The 21,600-nt window shown below is 65.5% G+C and carries 24 protein-coding genes and 1 tRNA gene; 10 read left to right on the top strand and 15 right to left on the bottom strand.

Going from position 1 to position 21,600, the window contains the following annotated elements:
• Window positions 1–7: 7 nt before the first annotated feature.
• The 4 genes from P9228_RS02790 to P9228_RS02775 are packed head-to-tail and all read right to left on the bottom strand — an operon-like array spanning window position 8 to window position 2,075.
• Window positions 8–601: a HupE/UreJ family protein gene (locus P9228_RS02790; protein ID WP_278052288.1), complete on the bottom strand. Its 594-nt coding sequence runs from the start codon at window positions 599–601 to the stop codon at window positions 8–10.
• Window positions 602–627: 26 nt separating this feature from the next.
• The gene (locus P9228_RS02785; protein WP_067323959.1) at window positions 628–882 is read right to left on the bottom strand and encodes a DUF1272 domain-containing protein; all 255 of its coding nucleotides are present in this window, start codon (window positions 880–882) and stop codon (window positions 628–630) included.
• Between the two features lie 10 nt (window positions 883–892).
• Window positions 893–1,195 carry an urease subunit gamma gene (locus P9228_RS02780; RefSeq protein WP_066999125.1) on the bottom strand — a complete coding sequence of 101 codons (303 nt, stop codon included), beginning with the start codon at window positions 1,193–1,195 and terminating at the stop codon, window positions 893–895.
• Between the two features lie 37 nt (window positions 1,196–1,232).
• Complete coding sequence (locus tag P9228_RS02775) at window positions 1,233–2,075, bottom strand: urease accessory protein UreD (RefSeq protein ID WP_278052876.1); 843 nt, start codon at window positions 2,073–2,075, stop codon at window positions 1,233–1,235.
• A gap of 197 nt (window positions 2,076–2,272) precedes the next feature.
• Here P9228_RS02775 and P9228_RS02770 point away from each other — a divergent pair, with 197 nt between their 5' ends.
• The 3 genes from P9228_RS02770 (at window position 2,273) to P9228_RS02760 (ending at window position 4,640) form a co-directional block, all read left to right on the top strand.
• The gene (locus P9228_RS02770; RefSeq protein ID WP_040975089.1) at window positions 2,273–2,527 is read left to right on the top strand and encodes an acyl carrier protein; all 255 of its coding nucleotides are present in this window, start codon (window positions 2,273–2,275) and stop codon (window positions 2,525–2,527) included.
• Between the two features lie 4 nt (window positions 2,528–2,531).
• Entirely contained in the window at window positions 2,532–3,740 is a 1,209-nt protein-coding gene (locus P9228_RS02765; RefSeq protein ID WP_067323955.1) for a beta-ketoacyl-[acyl-carrier-protein] synthase family protein, read from the top strand.
• Between the two features lie 195 nt (window positions 3,741–3,935).
• Window positions 3,936–4,640 carry a glutathione S-transferase N-terminal domain-containing protein gene (locus tag P9228_RS02760; RefSeq protein ID WP_278052279.1) on the top strand — a complete coding sequence of 235 codons (705 nt, stop codon included), beginning with the start codon at window positions 3,936–3,938 and terminating at the stop codon, window positions 4,638–4,640.
• Between the two features lie 6 nt (window positions 4,641–4,646).
• Here the strand turns inward: P9228_RS02760 and P9228_RS02755 are convergent, their stop codons facing one another.
• The 3 genes from P9228_RS02755 to P9228_RS02745 all read right to left on the bottom strand — a co-directional run bounded on the left by P9228_RS02755 (window position 4,647) and on the right by P9228_RS02745 (window position 6,945).
• Entirely contained in the window at window positions 4,647–4,955 is a 309-nt protein-coding gene (locus P9228_RS02755) for a hypothetical protein (protein WP_066999117.1), read from the bottom strand.
• 147 nt (window positions 4,956–5,102) lie between these two features.
• Window positions 5,103–5,714, bottom strand: a complete 612-nt coding sequence (locus P9228_RS02750; protein WP_127216826.1) for a nucleoside triphosphate hydrolase — start codon at window positions 5,712–5,714, stop codon at window positions 5,103–5,105.
• Between the two features lie 124 nt (window positions 5,715–5,838).
• Window positions 5,839–6,945, bottom strand: coding sequence for a hypothetical protein (locus P9228_RS02745; RefSeq protein WP_278052270.1), 1,107 nt, complete (start codon window positions 6,943–6,945; stop codon window positions 5,839–5,841).
• Window positions 6,946–7,228: 283 nt separating this feature from the next.
• Between P9228_RS02745 and P9228_RS02740 the strand changes: the two genes are divergently transcribed.
• The 3 genes from P9228_RS02740 to P9228_RS02730 all read left to right on the top strand — a co-directional run bounded on the left by P9228_RS02740 (window position 7,229) and on the right by P9228_RS02730 (window position 9,916).
• Window positions 7,229–8,182 carry a D-alanyl-D-alanine carboxypeptidase family protein gene (locus P9228_RS02740; protein WP_278052268.1) on the top strand — a complete coding sequence of 318 codons (954 nt, stop codon included), beginning with the start codon at window positions 7,229–7,231 and terminating at the stop codon, window positions 8,180–8,182.
• 474 nt (window positions 8,183–8,656) lie between these two features.
• A complete protein-coding gene (locus P9228_RS02735; RefSeq protein WP_278052266.1) occupies window positions 8,657–9,583 on the top strand; it encodes a DUF1003 domain-containing protein in 927 nt (308 codons plus the stop codon).
• A 256-nt stretch (window positions 9,584–9,839) separates the two neighbouring features.
• Window positions 9,840–9,916, top strand: a tRNA-Arg gene (locus P9228_RS02730).
• Window positions 9,917–10,007: 91 nt separating this feature from the next.
• Here the strand turns inward: P9228_RS02730 and P9228_RS02725 are convergent.
• Window positions 10,008–10,808 carry a class I SAM-dependent methyltransferase gene (locus P9228_RS02725; protein WP_278052264.1) on the bottom strand — a complete coding sequence of 267 codons (801 nt, stop codon included), beginning with the start codon at window positions 10,806–10,808 and terminating at the stop codon, window positions 10,008–10,010.
• 109 nt (window positions 10,809–10,917) lie between these two features.
• Here P9228_RS02725 and P9228_RS02720 point away from each other — a divergent pair, with 109 nt between their 5' ends.
• Window positions 10,918–11,088: a hypothetical protein gene (locus P9228_RS02720; RefSeq protein WP_278052262.1), complete on the top strand. Its 171-nt coding sequence runs from the start codon at window positions 10,918–10,920 to the stop codon at window positions 11,086–11,088.
• Window positions 11,089–11,286: 198 nt separating this feature from the next.
• Here the strand turns inward: P9228_RS02720 and P9228_RS02715 are convergent, their stop codons facing one another.
• Window positions 11,287–12,372 carry a nitronate monooxygenase gene (locus P9228_RS02715; protein WP_278052260.1) on the bottom strand — a complete coding sequence of 362 codons (1,086 nt, stop codon included), beginning with the start codon at window positions 12,370–12,372 and terminating at the stop codon, window positions 11,287–11,289.
• A 64-nt stretch (window positions 12,373–12,436) separates the two neighbouring features.
• The gene (locus tag P9228_RS02710; protein WP_278052258.1) at window positions 12,437–13,552 is read right to left on the bottom strand and encodes a LacI family DNA-binding transcriptional regulator; all 1,116 of its coding nucleotides are present in this window, start codon (window positions 13,550–13,552) and stop codon (window positions 12,437–12,439) included.
• A gap of 542 nt (window positions 13,553–14,094) precedes the next feature.
• Here P9228_RS02710 and P9228_RS02705 point away from each other — a divergent pair.
• From P9228_RS02705 to P9228_RS02695, 3 genes are all read left to right on the top strand, one after another.
• A complete protein-coding gene (locus P9228_RS02705; RefSeq protein ID WP_067323936.1) occupies window positions 14,095–15,057 on the top strand; it encodes a sugar-binding protein in 963 nt (320 codons plus the stop codon).
• A 121-nt stretch (window positions 15,058–15,178) separates the two neighbouring features.
• On the top strand, window positions 15,179–16,744 hold the full coding sequence (locus P9228_RS02700) for a sugar ABC transporter ATP-binding protein (RefSeq protein WP_095825589.1): 1,566 nt from the start codon (window positions 15,179–15,181) through the stop codon (window positions 16,742–16,744).
• The gene (locus P9228_RS02695) at window positions 16,741–17,736 is read left to right on the top strand and encodes an ABC transporter permease (protein ID WP_067323934.1); all 996 of its coding nucleotides are present in this window, start codon (window positions 16,741–16,743) and stop codon (window positions 17,734–17,736) included. The genes P9228_RS02700 and P9228_RS02695 overlap by 4 nt, the downstream gene beginning before the upstream one ends.
• Window positions 17,737–17,878: 142 nt before the next feature.
• Here P9228_RS02695 and phnN read toward each other — a convergent pair whose 3' ends face one another.
• From phnN to P9228_RS02670, 5 genes are all read right to left on the bottom strand, one after another.
• Window positions 17,879–18,505: a phosphonate metabolism protein/1,5-bisphosphokinase (PRPP-forming) PhnN gene (gene phnN, locus P9228_RS02690; RefSeq protein WP_278052253.1), complete on the bottom strand. Its 627-nt coding sequence runs from the start codon at window positions 18,503–18,505 to the stop codon at window positions 17,879–17,881.
• Complete coding sequence (locus P9228_RS02685) at window positions 18,502–19,641, bottom strand: alpha-D-ribose 1-methylphosphonate 5-triphosphate diphosphatase (RefSeq protein ID WP_278052251.1); 1,140 nt, start codon at window positions 19,639–19,641, stop codon at window positions 18,502–18,504. Before P9228_RS02685 ends, phnN begins: the two co-directional genes overlap by 4 nt.
• Before the next feature lie 30 nt (window positions 19,642–19,671).
• Window positions 19,672–20,379 (bottom strand): DUF1045 domain-containing protein, encoded by a 708-nt coding sequence (locus P9228_RS02680; RefSeq protein ID WP_095799078.1) that lies wholly within the window; start codon window positions 20,377–20,379, stop codon window positions 19,672–19,674.
• A 149-nt stretch (window positions 20,380–20,528) separates the two neighbouring features.
• Window positions 20,529–21,341 (bottom strand): 5-deoxy-glucuronate isomerase, encoded by an 813-nt coding sequence (gene iolB / locus P9228_RS02675; RefSeq protein ID WP_278052248.1) that lies wholly within the window; start codon window positions 21,339–21,341, stop codon window positions 20,529–20,531.
• 14 nt (window positions 21,342–21,355) lie between these two features.
• On the bottom strand, window positions 21,356–21,568 hold the full coding sequence (locus P9228_RS02670; protein ID WP_067003268.1) for a hypothetical protein: 213 nt from the start codon (window positions 21,566–21,568) through the stop codon (window positions 21,356–21,358).
• Window positions 21,569–21,600: the final 32 nt, after the last annotated feature.

Genomic DNA, 21,600 nt, shown 5'->3' with positions numbered 1-21,600 from the left:
CGCGGCCTCACAGCACGCCGAAGGCAAGGCCGGCGCCGACCGTCGCGCAGGCGGCGCCGGCAAGACGCGCCAGGGCGCGGAAGCGGAGCCCAAGACCGAGTGCGGCCGCGATGCCGATGCCATGAAGAAGCGCCGTCGCCACGGCGAAACCCGCCATATATTCGAGGCCGCCGGCATTCTCCGGCACTTCAGTGCCATGCGCATGGCCGTGGAACAGGGCGAACAGGCCGATCATGGCCACACCCGCCGAGACCGGCAGGTCGACCGCCAGCGCCACCAGCAACCCGAGGGCCACGACCGAAGCGAGAATACCAAGCTCGACGAAAGGCACCGGAACCTGCAGCATGCCGACTGCTGCGCCCGCCACCATCACGCCGACGAAGGCGAGCGGCCATGCCCACACCGCCCTGCTGCCTTTCATCGCCGCCCACAGGCCGACCGCGATCATGACGGTCATATGGTCGAGGCCCGACAGCGGGTGCATGAAGCCCGCCGTGAAGGACGAGGTCGTGCCAACGCCGACATGGGCGTAAGCCGGCATCGCCGCCGCCAGGAAGAGGATCGCGGCAAGCGCGGTGCGTTTCGTCGAAGCGGAAATCATGGGCGGGCCCTCTTCAAATTGCCGACTCATGCGGCCTTGCGGGGGCCGCAGCCCCCGGCCTTGAGCACGCGCTTGGTCGAGGCCGGGTATTTTTTCAACTTTGCCGCCGGCCGAATCGGCCGCGGCGCGAAATTGCCGCCGCAGTTCGGGCAGACACCGCCGAGAACATTTTGCGCACAATCGGCGCAGAAGGTGCATTCGAAGGTGCAGATCAGCGCATCCGCCGCCTCCGGCGGCAGATCCTTGTCGCAGCATTCGCAATTGGGTCTGAGTTCCAGCATTGGATCCTTCTCACCGGATCGGTTCGTGCACGGTCACCAGCTTGGTGCCGTCGGGAAATGTCGCCTCGACCTGGACGTCGTGGATCATCTCGGCAATGCCGTCCATGACCTGGGCGCGCGTGACGACATGGGCGCCGGCTTCCATCAGCTCGGCCACCGAGCGGCCGTCGCGGGCGCCCTCAACGACGAAATCGGTGATCAGCGCGATCGCCTCGGGGTGGTTGAGCTTGACGCCGCGTTCCATTCGCTTGCGCGCCACGATCGCCGCCATGGCGATCAGCAGCTTGTCCTTTTCACGCGGCGTCAGGTTCATGCGTCTTCTCGGTACTCAAGATCAAAGTATTCGAAGGTCAAAGTGACCATAATTTGGGCAGGCCAGCCCGTCCGTTGAGCAGCTCGACGAGCGGAACCAGCCGCTTGCGGAGCTGGTAGCCGTCGCCGGCGGTGAGCCTCGCAAGAAGCTTGCCAGATTGCCCGACGCTCCAGAAACTGGCGCCACCCCGATCACCGATAATCGCGCGGGCAGGCTCCAGCATGGTTTCCGCACGCGGGGAGACGAGAAGCATCGTTGCAATTGCAAGCGCGCCACCGGCCACGGCCTGGCGCTGGAGCCCGGCCGCGATATCCGGGCCGATACGAAAGTCCTCGGCGTGGATGAGCCTGCCACCCTGGCGAACCCGCCAGCGGTCATGGAAATTGCCCAGGACCGTCCGTTCGCCCATCGCAAGCCGGCCGAACAGCGTCGCCTCCAGGAGCAGCGCCTCGGCCTCGACCGCCAGCTCGACATGCAGCGCGCGGGCAAAGACCGCGCGGTTGAAAACGATGGTTTCCTGCGGCAGCCAGGCAATGCTGCCGCCGGCGCCAACCGTGAGGCTGACCTTCGTCTCGGCCCGGTCGGATGCGGCGCGATAGATCTTCTCGCAGGCCTGGGTGGTGATCGATGCCGAGGCGCCCTCGCCGACCTCGATCTCCCAGCCAAGCCGGTCGCCGCCGGTCAGCCCACCGGCCGTGTTGATCAGCACGGCCTCGAGCGGGTCGCCTTGCACCGCCGGCATGCGAATCTTCGCCGATCCGTCCTGATAGAGACGTTGAAGGCGGGTCCTGCCGCCGCTCTTGCCGCAGAAAAGCCTGCCTCGCCCGGCAACACGTTGCGCGGCAGGCAGCGAAATCAGGATATCGTCGATCGTGTCCACGGCGCCAACGTTAAGCACTCCACCGGCTTTGTCGATATATAGCTTGTTGCTTGACATCGTTTCGGTTTCTATAGAGGGAGCCACCTTGGAGCGGTCACACGGATTCCTGGCGAGGTAAGGGGCGACGACGTTTGTGAATCCGGGGACACAGGGGCGCTGATCAGTTGGCGTCGGAAAACGACAGGGGAAGGAACCGAATGGCTGACCAGCTGACGACCGAAATCATCGAAAAGATCAAAGCGCATGCCGAACCTGGCGGCGAAGAAATCACGCCGAGCACGGATCTCAACACGCTGGGGATCCATTCGCTGGAATTGACCGAGATCATCTTCGATCTCGAGGAGAAGTACGGCATCGAGATCGAGATGAACACGGTCGACGCCTGGAGCAACCTCAAGAACGTCGGCGACATGGTCGAGGCGGTTCGCGAACTGATCGCGAAAAAAGCCTGACTGCATGCTCAAGCGCGTCGTCATCACCGGCATTGGCGGAATATGCGGGCTCGGCACCGATGTGCCGGCGATCTGGGACGCCATGCGCGCCGGCCGCTCGGCAATCGGCCCGATCGACAATCCTTCGCTGCATGACCTGAAGGTCAAGGTCGGCTCCGAAATCAAGGCGTTGCCCGATCACGGCATCGACCGCAAGCAGGTGGTGTCGATGGACCGCTTCAGCCTGCTGGCGGTGATCGCGGCGCGCGAAGCGATGCGGCAGTCCGGACTGGTCGCGCATACCGACAACACCTATCGGATGGGTGCCGTTGTCGGCGTTGGCGTCGCCGGCTTCGAAACGATCGAGGAGAATTACCGCGCGATCCTGATCGAGGGGCGCAACCGCGCTGCTATCTTCACCGTGCCGAAGGTTATGCCAGGCGCGGCCGCCGGCCAGGTCAGCATGAGTCTCGGCCTGCGCGGACCCGTGTTCGGCGTCACTTCGGCCTGCGCGTCGGCCAATCATGCCATCGCCTCGGCCGTCGACCAGATCCGGCTCGGCCGCGCCGACGTCATGGTCGCCGGCGGCACCGAGGCGCCGCTGGTCTGGGGCGTGCTCAAGGGCTGGGAGGCGCTGCGCGTGCTCTCGCCCGACACCTGCCGGCCGTTCTCTGCCGACCGCCAGGGCCTGTCGCTCGGCGAAGGCGCCGGCATGGCGGTGCTGGAAAGCTACGACCACGCAATGGCGCGCGGCGCCACTATCCTTGCCGAGATCGCCGGCGCGGGCCTCTCGGCCGATGCCTCCGACATCGTCGCGCCGACCGTCGAGGGACCGGAAGCGGCGATGCGCTTCTGCCTGGTGGATGCAGGGCTCAATCCCGAGGACGTCGACTATCTCAATGCGCATGGCACCGGCACCAAGGCCAACGACCAGATCGAGACCGCGGCGATCAAACGCGTCTTCGGCGAGCATGTGAGCGCACTCTCGGTCTCCTCGACCAAGTCGATGCATGCGCATTGCCTTGGCGCCTCGGGCGGGCTGGAGATGATCGCCTGCGTCATGGCGATCCGCGACGCCATCGTGCCGCCGACTGCAAATTTCCGCGAGCCGGACCCCGAATGCGATCTCGACGTGACGCCGAATGTGGCGCGCGAGCGCAAGGTGCGCGCAGCACTGAGCAACAGTTTTGCCTTCGGCGGCACCAATGCCGTGCTGGCCTTCAAGGCGATCTGAGACGGGCGATCTGAGATGGGCGACCCGACGCGGGCGCTCGCCGGCGCCGGACGCGTTCCCATCCTTGCGGGTGCCGGTTGACTGACCGTCCATGGGGGGCGATTGCCGGCCATATTGATCCCAGAGGGCCGGGGTCCTAAGTCTTGCCCACCCTCCACGCGCGCCGCCACGCGCCCATCCGCATCCGGAGCCCCGATGACCGACCTGTCCGCCTTTCCGATCGCCAAGCGCTGGCCGGCCAAGCATCCCGATCGCCTGCAGCTCTATTCATGGCCGACGCCCAACGGCGTGAAGATTTCGATCGCGCTGGAGGAGATCGGCCTGCCCTATGAACCGCATCCGGTCGACATCGGCAAGAACGAGAGCTGGACGCCGGAGTTCCTGTCGCTCAACCCGAACGGCAAGATACCGGCGATCATCGATCCGAACGGGCCCGGCGGCAAGCCGATCGGGCTGTTCGAATCCGGCGCCATCCTGCTCTACCTCAGCGACAAGACCGGCAAGCTGATCCCGGCCGATCCCATCCGGCGCTACGAGACGATCCAGTGGGTGTTCTTCCAGATGGCCGCGATCGGCCCGATCTTCGGACAGGTCGGCTTCTTCAACAAATTCGCCGGGCGCGAGATCGCCGACAAGCGCCCGCTGGAGCGGTATCGCGACGAGTCGCGGCGCCTCATCGGCGTCCTGGAAACGCGGCTCAAGGGCCGGCAATGGATCATGGATGACGAGTTCACCATCGCCGACGTCGCGACGCTGGGCTGGGTGCGCAATCTGATCGGCTTCTACGAAGCGCGCGATCTGGTCGGCTTCGACGATTTCCCCGGTGTCGCGGCATGGCTGGAGCGCGGCCTCGCACGGCCCGGCGTGCAGAGGGGCCTGACTATCCCGGTCAGGAGCTGAGTCGCTCTATTTGGGCTTGGCCTTGGCGCCGCCTCGGCCGAGCACGGATGCGGCAAGCCGCGCGGTGGCCACCACCGCGCCGGTCGCCACGCTTGCCACAGTGCGGATCGGCCCCGAGCTTGCCGCCGGCTTATGCGGCTTCGCGGCCTTCGCGGGGGCCTTGTGCGCGGTGCCGGGCACGACTTTCTTGGGCGCGGCCTTGCCGAAGCTCGGCTTGGCGTCCTTGGAGCGCTCGGCCGTTGCGGTAGCTGCACCAGCTCTGGATTGATTGGCTCTGCTTCTTGCAGGCGCGGGTTTTCTGGTCTTGGTTGCCATAAGACGGTTCCCTGTTATCGCGCAATTCCGGAAGCCGTTACACACTTTCTTTCCTGGAATCGCGTCAGTGCCGGACAATTCGGGTCATGGAGATAACGACCTGTAAATCTTAAGGTTCCCGCCCGAAAATGGTGAAAATTGAGCAGGTTAACCAATCACCAGATCGGCCTCTCGGCGACGCGCCAGCACGCGCTCGATATTGGGCATGTCATTGGAGGCGATCCAGGCGCGGGCGTCCTCGTCGGACTTGCCATGGCCGCGCCAGCGCTCCATCAGCCGGCGCTCGAGCTCGTCGCGCGGGACATCGACGAAAATGGTGAAATCGAACAGCTCTGCCAGCCGCGACCACGGCTCCTCGTCGAGCAGCAGATAGTTGCCCTCGACCAGGATGAACTTGGTGTCGGCGGAAATGATCTCGGCGGCGGCGCGCGAGAGTTCGATGCTGCGGTCGAAGACCGGAATGGCAATGTCCGGCTCGCCGGAGCGGATCCGCTTCAAAAGCGTCTCGAAGCCGGCAAAATCGAAGGTTTCCGGCGCCCCTTTTCGCGCGCGCAGGCCGCGCCGGTTGAGCACGATGTCGTCATAGTGGAAGCCGTCCATCGGCACGACTTCGGACGTGCCCTCCGGCAGCAATTCATGCAGCCTGCCCGATATGGTCGACTTGCCGGCTCCCGGCGGGCCGGCAATGGCAACGACGAAACGCCTGGCCTTGCCGGCGCGCTTGAAGATGGCGGCAGTGATATGGGCTAAGTCGGACATCAGCGCCTCTTCGCTAGCGACTCCGGCCGCATCTTGGCGGCACTGGGGAGAAATTTCAAACGGTTATAAAGCCGCTGCCGCACGCCCTTGAGATCGGTCGTCATCCTATGGCGGAGCAAGGGCCTCAGGCGGGCACGGAACGGCCGATGCGCAGGAATTCGCCGTCGAACGGTATCTCCTTCGCTGAACCATTCTGGGCAAGGATGCGCAGTCGATCGGTCGCTTGTTCCAGGCCGCTTGGCGGTTCGACGTCGGCTGCCGGAACCGCGCCGATGACATGGCGGAAGGAGACGCTGCGCCCTTCGGCAAGCGCGAAGGCCGTCGCCACGCCTTCATGCTTCAGCCAGTTGTCGCCGAGCGAGGCGGTGTGGCCGACCGCGGCGCGGCCGTCCTCGATGCCAAGCACGCCGACATGGCGGCCGCTCCAGGGCGCGTAGTCGCGCCCGCCATTGCTGAACCACAGCATGGTGACCGGCAGCTCGGCCGGATTCTTCAGCACCAGCACGAGATCCTGCTCGGCGCGGCGGGCGAGCGCCGTCCAGCCCGGCCCGCCATGATCGGCCTCGACCAGGGTGATGAAATCCTCGCGCCGGTCTTCCATGCGGTAGTCGGCGAGATCGGCGGTGCCGCCGGCCGCGAGCGGGAAACGGGTGAGGTCGGTGGTGCGGGCGGGATAGGCCAGACGAAACCGGCCGCGCGCCGGATCGGGCTCCAGAGGGGTCTCAGGCGTGACCGCCAGACGTTTCGGCGAGAAGGCGAGCCAGCCGCCGTCCTGCATCGCCGTCATCGGATGGTGGGCGACGGAAATGGCGCCGGAACCGCCGGAGAAGATGTGTTCCTGGTAGAGGAAGGGATGGTTGTCGCGCAGCGTGAAGACCTTGTCGACGGAAGCACCCATCACCTTGCGGCGCAAGCGGAAGACGGCGCGCCAGCCGCCGGCGATGGCACTGCTTTCGACGACATCCCACTCGCTGTTGGCCGTCCAGCCGTGGAGGGGAGCCTCTTCGACATCGCTGGTGGAGAACGGCGCGCAGAGGAAGTCGCCGGACAGGCGCACCGTGCCTTCGGCGAGGTTTTGCGGCAACGTCGCGCGCGGCGAGCCGACCCAGGGCGCACGGTGCAGCGGCTTCAAGCGGCGGCCATCGGCCTCGATTTCCAGGGCGGCGATGTGGCCGACGGCGAGATCGAGGGAGACCGAGATGCCTTTTGCGTTGATGCTGAGGGTGTCCATTGCCAAACCTCGAATCGTCGGTGACAACAAAGCCTTACCGGCGGCAGCGGCGCAAGCAGGGCGATAGGCATTTTGCATCAGGCCAATGCCACCAGTTGTTGAACTCGGCGCTGCCGACCTCGAAGGCAATGCAACCTCCTGCAAACCGCCAAAAGCTGGGCAAATGCCTCATTCTCGCCGTTAACCAGTTGGACGGAGCGGATGCGGTACGCTAGCTTCGCCGCATCTCAGCAACCGTTTTTGAACAATCTTGTCCACTCCGCTTTCGCTCCTCCAGAAATTGATGACCGCGCTGGTGCTACTGCTCCTCATTGCCGGCTGCACCACCGCCGCGCCGCCGGAAACCGTGCTGACCGTGCCGGCGCAGCCGCAGAAATATGCCGCGATCGTGGTCGACGCTTCGACCGGCAAGACGCTGTTCGAGGTCAATTCGACGGCGCAACGCTATCCGGCGTCGTTGACCAAGATGATGACGCTCTACATGCTGTTCGAGGCGCTGGAGAGCGGCCGGGTGAGCAAGGAGACGCAGATCCCGGTATCCAACCACGCCGCCGCGCAGCCGCCGACGAAGCTGCGCTTCAGGCACGGCGAGACGATCGACGTCGATTCCGCCATCCGCGCCATGGTGGTGAAGTCGGCGAACGACGTGGCGGTGGCGGTGGGCGAATATCTCGGCGGCGGCAGCCAGGAGCAGTTCGCCGCCATGATGACCGCCAAGGCGCGCCAGCTCGGCATGACCAGCACCAATTTCCGCAACGCCTGCGGCCTGCCCGACGACGGCCAGGTGACCACGGCGCGCGACATGGCGGTGCTGGGCATCGCGCTCCAGCGCCGCTTCCCGCAGCATTTCCACTATTTCTCCGAAAGCGATTTCATGTTCCGCGGCCGGCTGGTGCGCGGCCATAACGACATGCTGGGACGGGTGCGTGGCGTCGATGGCATCAAGACCGGCTATATCCGCGCCTCCGGCTACAACATCGTCACCTCCTACAATGCCGACGGCAGGCATCTGATCGTGGTGGTGATGGGCGCCCAAAGCGCGCGCCAGCGCAACGACCATGTCGAGGCGCTGATCCAGCGCAGCTTGGCGCCGATGAGCGCCGATGCCCAGACGCGGCTGATGTACGCCGGGCAGCAGCCGGCCGGTTCTGCGCTTCCGGGTTTGCCGGCGCCGGGAGTGCCGGCGCCCAGTTTGCCGGCGCAAGGGTCGTCGCTGCCGGGTTTGCTGGCGCAGTAGCGAAGCCCGGGTGGCGGCGGCCTGCTCAAGCGACCGGCCAGAGAGCCCGCCGGCGGTGACCATGGCTCCAGCGAGGCAGGACCGATGCGTTCGGCGGTGGCGCTGCCCCTCACCTGCCTGCCGGCATCCTCTCCCCGTAAGTGACGGGGAGAAGGGCGCTCTCATCGCCGGTTTCGCCAATAGCCAGCGGTGCAGAGGAAGGCGCCGAGCCTGCGCCCAGCCTCCTTCTCCCCGTCTATACAGGGAGAAGGTGCCGGCAGGCGGATGAGGGGCGGCGCTGCCCCGAGAGATTTGTTGTTGCTCAGTAAGCCCTTTCAACCGAATCTTCCCAGAATTGGATCTATGTCTTTGCGCGCCGAAAGCAGATCCATCCATCACAACAACTTGTTCGGTCACACCAGCTTCACAGTCGCGATGGATATGCCGCGCCGGCTCGGCGTATCGTATCGAAGCCCGAGAAGAGGAGCACTGAGCATGGCCGGCGACCCAAAGGCATCCGCGCAGACAATAGCCGACAACGAAAACGACTCGGGCGGCGAATATCTCGAGGCGGCCACCGTGCCGGAAGACCAGCATGAGGCGGCGGACGAGATCCTCGAAGCGCCGGAGGTGCCGGATTCCGAGCCGCACCTGCCCGGCACGGCGCGTGCAAAGCCCAAGAAAAAACCGTCGGCGATCAGCGGCCGGAAGTTCCGCAAGCGCGACCTGGTGCGCGTCGACGACCTCAGGCCGAGCCTCGCCGACCGCATCCGCTCCGACCATCCCGACCTGCCGCGCGGCGCCCGCATCAGCCGCGAGGAACTCGCCCGCTACCGCATGCGCTACATGGAGGAATTGCTGCAGCAGGAGCATGGCGAATTCTCCGAGCTCGACCGCCAAGTGGTGGAATCGATCGCCAGACAGGACACGATCTCGGAAAACTCGGAAGAAGAGTTCGAGGAGCGCCGCTCCTTCGCCGACCGCGTCTCGGACGACATGGCGGCCTTCGGCGGCAGCTGGTGGTTCCTGATCTCGTTCGCGGCGGTGCTTCTGATCTGGATCGGCCTCAACCTCTTCGAGGGCGCGGCCGGCGCCTTCGATCCCTACCCGTTCATCCTGCTCAACCTCTTGCTCTCCTGCATCGCCGCCATCCAGGCGCCGGTGATCATGATGAGCCAGAAGCGGCAGGAGGCGAAGGACCGGCTGCGCTCCTTCAACGACTACCGGGTGAACCTCAAGGCCGAACTCGAAGTGCGGCACCTGCACGAAAAGCTCGACTACCTGATTTCGCGTCAATGGCAGCGCCTGGCCGAGATGCAGCAGATGCAGCTTGATGCCATGCACGAGCTGACCGCCAAGAAGCAGAAGCGGGCGACACGCGGGGTGCAGCGGAGGGTGGCGAAGAGCGAGGTGGAGGGGTGAGGGCTGGCGAGAGCTTGCGCCTGAACAACGCTCGGAAGTCGCGATGCATTGCCGAAGTGGGGCCGCCGGCCTCCGAGCCTACATCAGTTGGGACCGCTCGCTCTCGACTCCAGCACCTCCACCGGACGAATGCGAGCCTGCCCGCTACGGCGAATATCCCGCCAAGCCAATTGCCCGTTGAAGCTAGCACGCGCTTCCGCTAAGAAGCCGTGGCTGGCCGGCTCACCGGCTGGTTCGTTTTCCGGTTTCCCGGGAAGCACCCGTAGCTCAGCTGGATAGAGCGCTGCCCTCCGAAGGCAGAGGTCACAAGTTCGAATCTTGTCGGGTGCGCCAACTATTGGCACCGCTGGCTGCCGGCACTGGCCGGCTAGGCGACCGCAGTTTCCGCGACGCCGTCCGCGCGCAGCTCAGATAGCGCTAAAAGTCAGCGCACGATGCCGCGGCAGGCCCAGGCGACGCTGGCGAAAGACCTCGGCCCATCGGCACGACCGGCCTCATAGGCATCGCGTACTGCAGCCTCCGTGCGGGTCCGCTCGGCTGCGTCGAGCGTGGTCATATATTTGCCGAGCGGGCCTTCGCCGGCGGCAATCGGCGCCCAGTAGTCGTCGAAATTCTGGTAATCCATGCGGATCATCAGCTCGGTTTCGGTGACGTCGGTCAGGCCCTGTTCGACAAAGGTCCGCTTCATTTCGCCGGGCTGCATCATCGGCTGGAAACAGTAGCGATTGCGCATCTGGCGGCCGCTTTCGCTGAGCGCGGCAACGGTGTCGATCATCATGCGCATGGCCGGCATGCCGCCAAGATGGTCCCACACAACGGCGGCGACCACGCCGCCCGGCCGCGTCACGCGGCGCATCTCGGCCACCGCCTTGCCGGTCTCCGGCACGAAGTGAAGGACCAGCAGCGCCAGCGCACGGTCGAACACATTGTCCTCGAAAGGCAGCGCCGTGGCGTCCGCCTGCTCAATAGTGATGCGCGGATCGGTGTTCCTCTCCTTGGCCGCCGCGACGAAGACGGCTGAGAAGTCGATGGCCTGGATTTCGGCGAGATCGCGCGACTTCGCCAGTTCGAAGGTCAGGCTGCCGGTGCCGCAGCCGACGTCGAGGATCTTCTCGCCGCCGGCCAGGCCGACGAAGTCGATGAACTTGGGCGCGAGCCTGCGGCTCCAGCGGCCCATCAGCTGCTCATAGCCGGATGCCGCGTGAACGGTGAAGCTTGATGTCATCCCGCCCTCCCTTGCTGGTTTCAGCCTAGACCTACGCGGGGACCATGCCAAGCAACGAAACCAGCCGATCGTCCCGAGATCGCACAGGTGGCGTTGGCAGGAGCATACGATGCCGAGACCGAGCGCCAGGTCGGTCTATCGCAACCAGATTGCCGCCGAGCGAGCCCGGATCGCCGAGATGAACGCGCTGGTGAGGGCCTTCCTGTTCCGCCGCCGAATCCAGTCATGGCCCGGCTTTTCGCCGCCGCAAGCGAGGATGCCGCCGTGTTCCGCGGCGTGATCGGATCGCCATGTGCGTTTCGCAGCCGCAGATTACCCAGACCGCATATCGCGGCAAAACTGGCCGAGCTGGGCGGTCGCCCCTTGCCGCCGAATGCCGGCATCATCGATCGCGCGGATGGCATGCCTGCCTGCCGGCCGATCTTGTCGCAGTCCGGATTGGGACTTTGTCCGGGACGTCAACGAGCGGAGACTTCGCTCAAGCGGGCATCGTTTTGCCGGTCGAAAGCGCTTCGAACACCTCGCCGGTTTCGGCCACGAGCGTCTGCATCAATTCGCCCGCAGGAAGCTCCCGGTTCAAGGCGGCCGCCTGCCCATAGAGATGGAAGGCGAAATCTCCTTTTGCACCGGCCTCGCCGAGCGGAGCGCTGAGCGCAACCATTTGCGGGAAGTCGGGGAGACGCGCCCGGTTCACCTCCATCTCCAAGGCGAAGCGGGTGCGTCTCGCCCGCGCCGCGCGGCCGGTGAAGGCATCGGTGACCATCGTGTCCATGTCCGTGGCGGCGCGGATCAGGGCTCGGCGCGGTCCGTCGGTGCCGGCCTCGTCGCAAGACAGGAAGCCGGTGCCGATCTGCACGCCGCTGGCGCCAAGCGCGAAGGCGGCCGCTATGCCGCGGCCGTCGGCTATGCCTCCGGCGGCAATGACCGGCAGCTTGACGGCATCCACGACCTGGGGAACCAGCGCCAACGTTCCCACGCCGTCACCGGGACGGTTGGGGGCGTGCGATCCCCTGTGGCCACCTGCCTCCCAGCCCTGAGCTATGACCGCGTCGGCTCCGCCGTCGGCGAGTTGGCGCGCCTCCGCGACATTCGTCGCGGTGCTGAGAACCACGATCCCCGCCTGCTTCAACTTGGCGACCGCGGCCGCGTCCGGAATGCCGAAATGGAAGCTGACGACCGGTGGGCGGATCTCGAGCAGCAGTTCAAGCTTTTCTTCGTCGAAACCCGGTCCGATCGGCGGAAGCCTCCGCGAGGGTTCGTCGAGCGACAGCTCCTCGTAGTAGGGCCGCAACGTGTCGATGACCTGGGTCAGTACGGCGTCGCTGGTGTCCGGTCTGGGAAAAACAAAGAAATTGAGGTTGAAGGGACGCTCGGTCGAGGCGCGCAGCTGGCGCGCAGCGGTGCGCAAGCCGTCCGGCAGCATCGATGCGCAGCCGAGCGATCCCAGCCCGCCGGCGTTGCTCACCGCGGCGGCGAGTTCCGGAGTCGCCGAGCCGGCCATCGGAGCCTGGATGATCGGGTGCTCGATCTTTAAGAGATCGCATAAACGACGGTTCGGCCACACGAGCGTTTTTCCTGTGTCGGGAAGGAACACGCGCAATCTATCATAGGCCTGGATCAAGACGGGGTCACCGGAATTGTGCGAGGCACGCTCCCACGCTCTCCCGCTCCACCAGCGGGCATTCAAGCTTGGTGATGGGATAGCGGCCGCGGCCGGGCGTCGGCGGTGCCTCCAATTGCTCGATCGCCCATTGGCCCATCGCCAGATGCGGCAGGATCGATGTGGTCAGCGGCGGGAAGAGGTGGCGGGCGATCTCCTCGTCGTCATAGCCGATCACGGAAATGTCGCCGGGGATATGCAGGCCGGCCTCCTTCAGCGCTTCGTAACAGCCGATCGCCGTGCGGTCGTTCTGGCAGAAGATGGCGGTCGGGCGGTCCTTCAGCGCAAGCAGCTTCACCGTCGCGGCATAACCGGCGCTGGCCGACCAGTCGCCCTCCACCACCAGGTCCGGATCGAAGGGGATGTCGGCGGTGGCCAAAGCGCGGCGATAGCCCTTCAGCCGATCCTGCGCCGCCTGCATCCACGGTTCGCCGGTGATGGTGGCGATGCGGCGGTGGCCGCGGCTGATCAGATGCCGCGTGGAGCTCTGGCCGCCGGCGATCTCGGAAGGCACCACGGCCGGGAAGGCATAGTCGGCGGTGTAACAGTTGAGCAGGATGACCGGAATGTCGAGGCTGTAGAGGAACTCGGGCGCGGTGATCTCGCGGGTGAAGATGGTCATGTAGATCAGCGCCGAGAGGCCGCGCCGGGTGAGCGCCTGGATGGCACGCGGCTCCATGACGGTGTCACCCATGGTCTGCGCCACCAAGAGCACGTTGCCGGCATTCCAGGAGGCCTGCCGCGCGCCCTCGATGGCCACAACCGCCTCGGGGCTGGTGGCGAGCTGATCGACGGCAAAGCCGATGACGCCATCCAGCCCTTCGAAGGGCGTGACGGGCGGACGCAAAGCTGAAAAGACCGGCGGCGAATAGCCCAGCGCTCTGGCTGCCTCGATCACACGGTCGCGCGTCTGCTGCGACAGCCTGATGCCCGGCGAATTGTTGAGCACGAAAGAGACCGTCGCCTGCGAACAGCCGGCGGCCCTCGCTATATCGGTCATGGTGACCCGGCCCTTGGGCTTGGCCGAGGCCTTGCGGCGTCTGGACGTTTCCCGTGGATCGCGCAGTTGCGTCGGTTCGCTCATGGTCTTTTCCCAAACCTGCCGGGCTGTTCCGCAAAGCCCGCCACCGAGCGGGTATGCTTATAACTATTATCACTAACAAGGGCGTTGGCACCAGCCACGGCACGCGGCGGCAAAATGGCCAAAAGGTCAGCAAAGCTGTCAGCTTTCCCGAGTTTTGCCGACCCGACCAGCGCAAATCCTGCTTCCGCCGGCGCCCACCGCGGCACCCGGTTCGCCGTGGCTGGGGCGCCGGTCCGATCCCGCGACTAATACTATTTACTAATATCGGTAAGCGATCTACTGTCAACGCGTCGCCGGGCGAGCTGCGGCGACGGCATCTGGGAGGAGCGCAGGTTCGCTGCCCGGCAATTTGCCGGAAGAGGGCTGCCCTCATCCTCACGAAAATGTCAGACAAATCGGACTATTTACGAACGTCAAATCTGTGTCTAGTGTTTCGGTCGCGGCTGGATCGGCCCCGGACTTAGGTGCCAGACCCTTGAGGAGGAGGGCGTCCAGGCCGCAGCCGAGACAGCAGCGATGAGTTTCAAAAGGGAGGTTGAAGCATGAAATCCATGATACGCAACGCGTCCGTCGCCGCGGCGGCCTTGGCTATTGGCCTGACGGCCAGCGCAGCCGTGCGCGCCGACGACAAGCCGACGCTGGCCTTTGTCGTCAACGGCGCGTCAGACTTCTGGAAGGCGGCGGAAGCCGGCGTGAAGAAGGCGCAGGGCGAACTGCCCGACTACAATCTCGAGCTGAAATATCCCGAGCAGTCGTCGGTCGCCATCCAGCAGCGCCTGATGGACGACCTTGTGACGGCCGGCGTGAAGGGCATCATGGTGTCGGCGGTCGACCCCAAGACCTCGACCGACGGGCTGAACAAGATCGCGTCGCAGACGGCTCTGTTCACCACCGACAGCGACGCCCCGCAGACCAAGCGCGTCGCCTATATCGGCTCGTCCAACGTCGATGCCGGCAAGCAGGCGGCCGAGATCGCCAAGAAGGCGATGCCGAACGGCGGCAAGTGCCTGGGCTTCGTCGGCCTGCTCGGCGCCGACAATGCCAAGGAGCGCATCGAGGGCATGAAGGAGGGGCTTGCCGGCAGCAAGATCGAGCTGGTGGACGTGCGCGGCGACGACATCGACCAGGCACGGGCCAAGAAGAATGTCGAGGACGCGCTGGTCGCCAGCCCCGACATCACCTGCATGGTCGGCTTCTACTCCTACAATACGCCGCGCATCTATGAGGCGCTTCGCGACGCCGGCAAGCTCGGCCAGATCACCGTCGTCGGCTTCGACGACGATCCGATCACGCTGGGGGGCGTCAAGGAAGGCACGGTTGCCGCGACCGTGGTGCAGCAGCCCTTCGAATGGGCCTATCAGGGCATGAAGCTGATGGCCGCCTACCTCAAGGGCGACAAGTCGGGCATTCCGGCCAACGGCTTGATCATCGTGCCGACCAAGATCATCGGCAAGGACGATGTCGACGCCTATGCCGCCAACCTGAAGGCGATGGCCGGCAAGTAATCGATGCACAGTTGCGCCGGCTCAAGCTTCGCCTTGAGCCGGCGTCCGTATTGACGGGCCGCATGCGGCCCGTCAGTCTGCAGCCCACCGGCTGCCGATAAGCGCGATGAACAATGGCGTGATGAATTATTCCGACCCATCCATCGTCCAATCCGCTCCGTTCCTGAGCCTCGAGGCCGTGCGCAAGACCTATCCCGGCGTCGTGGCGTTGGACGGGTTCTCGATGGAGGTCAGGCCGGGCGAGGTGATCGGGCTGGTCGGCGAGAACGGCGCCGGCAAATCGACATTGATGAAGATCCTCGGCGGCGTGACGCGGCCGGACAGCGGCTCCGTCACCGTCGACGGCGTCGCGCATGACGGCTTGACCGTGGAAGCCAGCATCGGCTCCGGCATCGCCTTCGTGCATCAGGAGCTCAACCTGTTCGAAAACCTCGACGTCGCCGCCAACATCTTCTTCGGCCGCGAGCCGCTCAAGGCCGGGCCGCTGAAGCTGGTCGACCGCGCCAAGCTGCGCGAGATGGTGGCGCCGCTCCTGAAACGCGTCGGCGCCAATTTCTCGGCCGACGCGCCGGTCGCCTCGCTGTCGCTGGCGCAGCAGCAGATGGTCGAGATCGCCAAGGCGCTGTCGATCAAGGCGCGGCTGGTGATCCTCGACGAGCCGACCTCCAGCCTGCCGATCGCCGAGACCGAAAAGCTGCTCGACGTGATCAAGGGACTGCGGGCGGAAGGCATCAGCGTCATCTTCATCTCGCACCGCCTGCACGAGGTCGAGCGCGTCGCCGACCGCGTCGTGGTGCTGCGCGACGGCATGCTGGCCGGCACGCTGCCGAAGAGCGACATCAATCACGACCAGATGGTCAAGCTGATGATCGGGCGCATGCTGAAGGAGCGCGAGAAAGCCGCGGAGGCGGGTCGCGCGCCGGGCGGCGTCGCACTCTCGGCGACAGCGGTGCGCACCAGCGCCTATCCCGACCACCCGGTCGACCTGGAGCTTCGGCGCGGCGAAATCCTCGGCCTTGCCGGGCTGGTCGGCTCCGGCCGCACGGAGCTCGCGCGCGTCCTGTTCGGCATCGACGAGCGGCTCGGCGGCAGTGTCGCGCTGGACGGCAAGGCGCTCAATGTCGGATCGGCCGCCGATGCGGTGGCGAGCGGCATCTTCCTGGTACCCGAAGACCGCAAGCTGACCGGCATCCTGCTCGACCTCTCGATCGCGCAAAACATTTCGCTGCCCAATATGCCGGCGCATGCGAAGCGCTCGCTGGTGTCGACCAGCGCGGAGCTCGCCACCGCCGAGAAGCAGAAGAAGGATCTCGGCATCAAGGCGCCATCGGTCCTGACCCGCACCGGCACGCTGTCCGGCGGCAACCAGCAGAAGGTGGTTCTGGCCAAATGGCTGGCGATGAACCCCAAGGTGATGATCCTCGACGAGCCGACGCGCGGCATCGATATCGGCGCCAAGGCCGAGATCTACGCGCTGATGCGGGCGCTGGCCGATGCCGGCGTCGCGGTGCTGATGATCTCCAGCGACATGGAAGAGGTGATCGGCGTCTCGGACCGCATCGCGGTCATGCATGAGGGGCAGATCTCCGGCATCCTCGACCGGGACGATTTCAGCCAGGAGAACGTGCTGTTGCTGGCGGTGGGCAAGAAGCCGAAGCTGGCGCAAGCCGCGGGAGGAGCGCAATGAGCAAGAAAGACCTCGGCCTGCTGGTCCTGATCCTGGTGGTCGGCGCGGTGGTCACGGCTATAAATCCGCGCTTCCTGTCGACGATCAATCTCGCGAACACCTCCAACCTGGTCGCGCTGTTCGGCATCCTTTCGATCGGCCAGGCCTTCGTCATCATCACCGGCGGCATCGAGCTTTCGGTCGGTTCGCTGATCGCGCTGCTCGGCACGCTGTTCATCGACTTCATCGCCGTGCGCGAGATGGACTGGCCGTTGGCCTTCGTGCTGATCATCGTGCTCGGCGCCATCATCGGCTTCGTGCATGGCTGGCTGATCACGCGGCTCAAGATGCAGCCCTTCGTGGTGACGCTTTGCGGCCTGCTGATCTACCGCGGCGTCGCCCGTTTCTACACCGCCGACGGCACGGCGGGCTTCGCTTTCGGCCAGAATTTCCCGGATCTCGAATTCCTGACCGCCGGCCGCTCCGGCGGGTTGCCGAATTCCTTCATCGCGCTGATCGTGATCGCCATCGTCATGTGGGTGGTGCTGCACCGCTCGGTGTTCGGGCGCTATCTCTATGCCATCGGCAAGAATGAGGAAGCGGCGAAGTATTCGGGCATCCGCACCGGACGCGTGGTGATCGCGGCATACGTGATCTGCGGTGTGCTGACGGCGCTGTCGGCGATCTACTTCGCCATGTACACGCGCTCGATCTCGCCGGCGAGCCACGGCCAGTTCTATGAGCTCTACGCCATCGCCGCGGCGGTGCTCGGCGGCTTCTCGCTGCGCGGGGGCGAGGGCTCGCTCGTAGGCGTCATCCTCGGCACCGTGCTGCTGCAGGAACTGCAAAACCTCGTCAATCTGCTCGGCATCCCGTCCTCCCTGAACTTCGCGGTGATGGGCGGCGTGATCCTGATCGGCGTGCTGGTCGACCAGCAGTGGGGTGTGTTCCGCGCCCGGCGCCGGATGATGGAGGCGTCGCGCCGGAACGTCGCCGGCGCGCCGGCGGAGTAGCTTCCCTCGTCCGATCTCGGCAGGCAGCGGGGCAGATTTCAACTTCGCGTGCTGCACACATTTTTTGGACGTTGGCGCCGACATCAACAAGTCTCGGCCCAACCTCCCACTCGCAAGCCGGCATCACCTGAATCAATACACCTCAGATCATGTCCGAAAGGTCCGAAAACGCCATCGCCTTGCGCAGCACCTCGGCGAAACGGTCGCCGGCGATCTCTCTGGCGCCGCTGTTGTCGATGGAGGTGACATCCAGCCCGGAAAGCGTCACGCTGGTGCTGCGCGCCAGACGCGCCAGCACCTCGCCGCGCGATTCACGGCCGCGCGCCGCCAGCCGCTCGGCGAGGATCTCCGGCGCAGCGGTGATCTCGACCACCGCCAGGTTGGCATAGCGCTCACGCAGCAACGGGATGACGGCACGGGAGACGTTGGCAACGGCAACATGACCATTGGCGATCGCCCAATCGACATCGGCCGGCAGGCCATAGCGCAGGCCGTGCGCGTCCCAGCAGATGGCGAAGGCGCCGTCCGCTTCCGCCTCGGCGAAGGCGGCGTCGGCCAGCGTATCGTGGTCCTCACTGGCGGAGTCGCTCGGACGGGTGATGACGCGGCGGACGAACTCCAGCCGCGTCTCGCCGGCAAAATGCGCCTTGGCGTAGCCGATCACCGTGTCCTTGCCGGCGCCGCTCGGCCCGACCACCGCGACGAACACGCCGTTGCGGATCGGAGGCGTTTCGGTGAGTTCGCGTTCGATCAGCGAAGAACCCATCATGCGACGCACCTGCCCTGACGCCAGACGTTGCGCACGACCGGCACATGCTGGTCGACGCGCACGCGCACGAGGTCGGCGCGCCGGCCGGGCTCGATGACACCGCGATCGCTAAGGCCGACCGCTTCCGCCGGGTTCTTCGAGACCATGGCGACCGCCTGCGGCAGCGAAATGCCTTCCACGACATCGCCGAGGAAGAAGGCGGACTGAATCAGGCTGAAGGGGATATAGTCCGACGACAGGATGTCGAGCAAACCGTCGCCGGCAAGCGAGCGCGCCGACACATTGCCCGAATGCGAGGAGCCGCGCATGACGTTGGGCGCGCCCATCAGCACGCCGAGCCCTGCCGCCTTCGAGGCTCTCGCTGCTTCCTCGGTGGTCGGGAATTCGGCAACGCGCACGCCCTGCTCCACCGCCTCGTCGACATGGCCGGCTGTCGCATCGTCGTGGCTGGCAAGCACGATGCCGCGCTCGCGGCAGGCGGCGGAAATGAAGACGCGGTTCGGCCCGGAATTCTTGGCCGATTCGGCCATACGCTTCGCGCAGAATTTCTCGAAGTCGCGGTCGGTCAGCTTCAGTTTGCGCTGGTAGTAATAGGCGTAGGTCTCGAGATCGACGAACTGGCGCTGGCCCGGCGCGTGGTCCATCAGCGAGGCGAGCTTCACCCTGTCGTCGGTCTCGAAATTGGCGAAGGCCTCGAGGCAGTCCGGCGCCGAGACCTCGCAGCGCAGATGGATGAAGTGGTCGGCCCTGAGCCGATCCTGGCGTACGCTGTCCTCGATCGCATCGGCGAGCTTGCGCACGTCGTCGGACTTCAGGTCGGCATCCTCGTCCATGCCGACGCGCAAGGCGTCGAGCACCGTGGTGATGCCGGCGGTCGCCACCTGCGCATCGTGGGCGAGCACGGCGGCGATCGGGTTCCAGCGCACTTTCGGACGCGGCGCGTAATGGCCTTCGAGGTGATCGGTGTGCAGTTCTACGAGACCTGGGATGATATAGTCGCCGCCCATGTCCTCGCCGGTGCGGGCCGCACCCAGCTCGATCGCGGCGATCAGCCCATCGCGCAGCAGCAGCGAGCCCGCGACGATCTCGTCGGGCAGCACGATGCGGGCATTGTTCAAAACGGTCTCGGCGGTCATTTCAGCAGTCCTATCTCAGGCGGGCGGACATCAGGCGGTTTTTCTGGCCGGGCCGCGTCCAAGCACGTGGTGCGAGAGCACCATGAAGGGCGCGCCCGGTTCGGTTTCGACGAACAGCGTCAGCGCATCCACCGGCACCGGACGCTGCAGCACATCCGCGAACAGGCTGTCGATTGCAGCGCGAAGGCGCGGGCTTTCCTGTGGCCCGACCCGTCCGGAGAGCGTCATGTGGAAGCGGAACGTCTCGAAGACGTAGGGATAACCCCACTGGCAGAGGTTGCGGAACTCATCCGGCTTCAGCGAGTCTGGGCTGCGGCGCTCGATCTCGGCCTCGGTCAGCGGCGCACGGAAGCGGTCGAAAGCGCGCACGACCTCGCCGGCGAAACTGTTGAGCGGCTCGAAAGGACTTCCCGGCACGAGCGCGAAAAAGCCGTCGATCTGGCCGACGACCAGACGCGGGACGACGACTGGTGCCGTGGCCTCGGCGAAATCGTCGAGCGCCGCCCGCAGCGAGGCTTCCGTTTCGCTGGGCGCCAGCCGGAACGGCGCCTTCAGCGTCGCGTGGAACCCATAGCGCCGTGCCGAGGCGGTGTGGAAGGCAACTTCCGCCGCCGACAGGTCACCCACACCCTCGACCGGCCGCGTCGGCGCGCCGAACGGGTCGCGCCCCAGCCAGTTAGCGGCAATCCGCGCCAGCGGCTCATCCTGCCTCGGGGTAAAGTAAATGGCATAGCGCATCGAAAATCCTCGTCAGACCGCTGCCATAGGTGATTTCCATGACGGATTGACGAAGCTTTCATGGGTTTTCGAAGGCAACCCAGGCTCCGGCGGTCCTTAGCCGACGATTTTCCCGAACTGGACCAACAGGTTGAGGGCTATGAAAAATCTCACGCCTTCATCAGCCACTCATGCTCGGCGGCGTTGTGGAATTTCCATGTCCGCTTCGGGCCGGCCATGACATTGAGATAATAGAGATCATAGCCGTGGCAGGCCGCACACGGGTGGTAGCCCTTCGGCACCAGCACGACATCGCCGTCCTCGATCGCCATCGCCTCGTCCAGATCGCGCACGCCATTTCTGTCGGCGTCGGTGTAGACGCGCTGGAAGGCGAAACCCTGCGGCGGGTTGAGGCGGTGATAATAGGCCTCCTCGAGATAGGACTCGGCCGGCAGATTGTCCTGGTCGTGTTTGTGCGGCGGATAGCTGGAGGTATGGCCGCCGGGCGTGATGACCTCGACCACCAGCAGCGAGTCGGCCGGCTTGCCCTCGGGCAGGATGTTGGTGACGTAGCGGGTGTTGGTGCCCTTGCCGCGCACTTCCTGACCGAGATCGTCGGGCGCAATGACGCGGGCGGGCAGGCTGCCGCCAAGACCGGGCGCCGAGCAGACGGCAAGCTCCAGCTCGGTGTCGGCGGTCACTGCCCAGTCGGAGCCTTGCGGCACATAGACCGACCAGGGCTTGCCTTCGAAGGGCGACATGCGCTCGCCGAGCAGGCCGAGATCCTTGCCGGCGGCCGCAGCCTTGCCCTTGCCGGTGACGAACACCAGGCAGACCTCGCGCTCGCCCGTCTCGCCGGCGGCCGTCTCGCCCGGCCGCAAGCGGTGGAGATCGAAACCCACGTAAGTCCAGCCCGCGCTTTGCGGGGTGACGTGGGCGACGTGGCCGTGGCCCTTGTCGGCCTTGACGAGCAGTTTCGACATTTTTGTCTCCTGGGTCATTCCTTCGGCTCGGCCGGAGGCTTGGGCTCCTCGGCCGGCTTGTAGAGGTAGAAGAACTGCCACACCGCGTAACCGGCGAAGCCGAGCGCGATTACCCCCCAGAACGGCGTGCCGGAGGCGAATTCGATCACCGACCAGATTAGGCAGACGGCGACGACGGCAATGCGCCGCCACAGCGGTCGGAAGAAGGGGTGTTCATAGTCTTTCATCGCGCCAATCCGGGACTTGTCCAAACGCATCA

The organism is Mesorhizobium sp. WSM4898 (assembly GCF_029625845.1).
In the GTDB taxonomy this organism is placed as follows: domain Bacteria; phylum Pseudomonadota; class Alphaproteobacteria; order Rhizobiales; family Rhizobiaceae; genus Mesorhizobium.
The sequence above is the reverse complement of the archived record's forward strand: the minus strand, read 5'-3'. Positions and strand labels throughout refer to the sequence as shown.

Bases quoted from the DNA above. Each gene is read 5' to 3' on its own strand.
- P9228_RS02790 (WP_278052288.1), bottom strand. From the start codon at position 601: ATGATTTCCGCTTCGACGAAACGCACCGCGCTTGCCGCGATCCTCTTC.
- P9228_RS02785 (WP_067323959.1), bottom strand. From the start codon at position 882: ATGCTGGAACTCAGACCCAATTGCGAATGCTGCGACAAGGATCTGCCG.
- P9228_RS02780 (WP_066999125.1), bottom strand. From the start codon at position 1,195: ATGAACCTGACGCCGCGTGAAAAGGACAAGCTGCTGATCGCCATGGCG.
- P9228_RS02770 (WP_040975089.1), top strand. From the start codon at position 2,273: ATGGCTGACCAGCTGACGACCGAAATCATCGAAAAGATCAAAGCGCAT.
- P9228_RS02765 (WP_067323955.1), top strand. From the start codon at position 2,532: ATGCTCAAGCGCGTCGTCATCACCGGCATTGGCGGAATATGCGGGCTC.
- P9228_RS02760 (WP_278052279.1), top strand. From the start codon at position 3,936: ATGACCGACCTGTCCGCCTTTCCGATCGCCAAGCGCTGGCCGGCCAAG.
- P9228_RS02755 (WP_066999117.1), bottom strand. From the start codon at position 4,955: ATGGCAACCAAGACCAGAAAACCCGCGCCTGCAAGAAGCAGAGCCAAT.
- P9228_RS02750 (WP_127216826.1), bottom strand. From the start codon at position 5,714: ATGTCCGACTTAGCCCATATCACTGCCGCCATCTTCAAGCGCGCCGGC.
- P9228_RS02745 (WP_278052270.1), bottom strand. From the start codon at position 6,945: ATGGACACCCTCAGCATCAACGCAAAAGGCATCTCGGTCTCCCTCGAT.
- P9228_RS02740 (WP_278052268.1), top strand. From the start codon at position 7,229: ATGACCGCGCTGGTGCTACTGCTCCTCATTGCCGGCTGCACCACCGCC.
- P9228_RS02735 (WP_278052266.1), top strand. From the start codon at position 8,657: ATGGCCGGCGACCCAAAGGCATCCGCGCAGACAATAGCCGACAACGAA.
- P9228_RS02725 (WP_278052264.1), bottom strand. From the start codon at position 10,808: ATGACATCAAGCTTCACCGTTCACGCGGCATCCGGCTATGAGCAGCTG.
- P9228_RS02720 (WP_278052262.1), top strand. From the start codon at position 10,918: ATGCCGAGACCGAGCGCCAGGTCGGTCTATCGCAACCAGATTGCCGCC.
- P9228_RS02710 (WP_278052258.1), bottom strand. From the start codon at position 13,552: ATGAGCGAACCGACGCAACTGCGCGATCCACGGGAAACGTCCAGACGC.
- P9228_RS02705 (WP_067323936.1), top strand. From the start codon at position 14,095: ATGAAATCCATGATACGCAACGCGTCCGTCGCCGCGGCGGCCTTGGCT.
- P9228_RS02700 (WP_095825589.1), top strand. From the start codon at position 15,179: ATGAATTATTCCGACCCATCCATCGTCCAATCCGCTCCGTTCCTGAGC.
- P9228_RS02695 (WP_067323934.1), top strand. From the start codon at position 16,741: ATGAGCAAGAAAGACCTCGGCCTGCTGGTCCTGATCCTGGTGGTCGGC.
- phnN (WP_278052253.1), bottom strand. From the start codon at position 18,505: ATGATGGGTTCTTCGCTGATCGAACGCGAACTCACCGAAACGCCTCCG.
- P9228_RS02685 (WP_278052251.1), bottom strand. From the start codon at position 19,641: ATGACCGCCGAGACCGTTTTGAACAATGCCCGCATCGTGCTGCCCGAC.
- P9228_RS02680 (WP_095799078.1), bottom strand. From the start codon at position 20,379: ATGCGCTATGCCATTTACTTTACCCCGAGGCAGGATGAGCCGCTGGCG.
- iolB (WP_278052248.1), bottom strand. From the start codon at position 21,341: ATGTCGAAACTGCTCGTCAAGGCCGACAAGGGCCACGGCCACGTCGCC.
- P9228_RS02670 (WP_067003268.1), bottom strand. From the start codon at position 21,568: ATGAAAGACTATGAACACCCCTTCTTCCGACCGCTGTGGCGGCGCATT.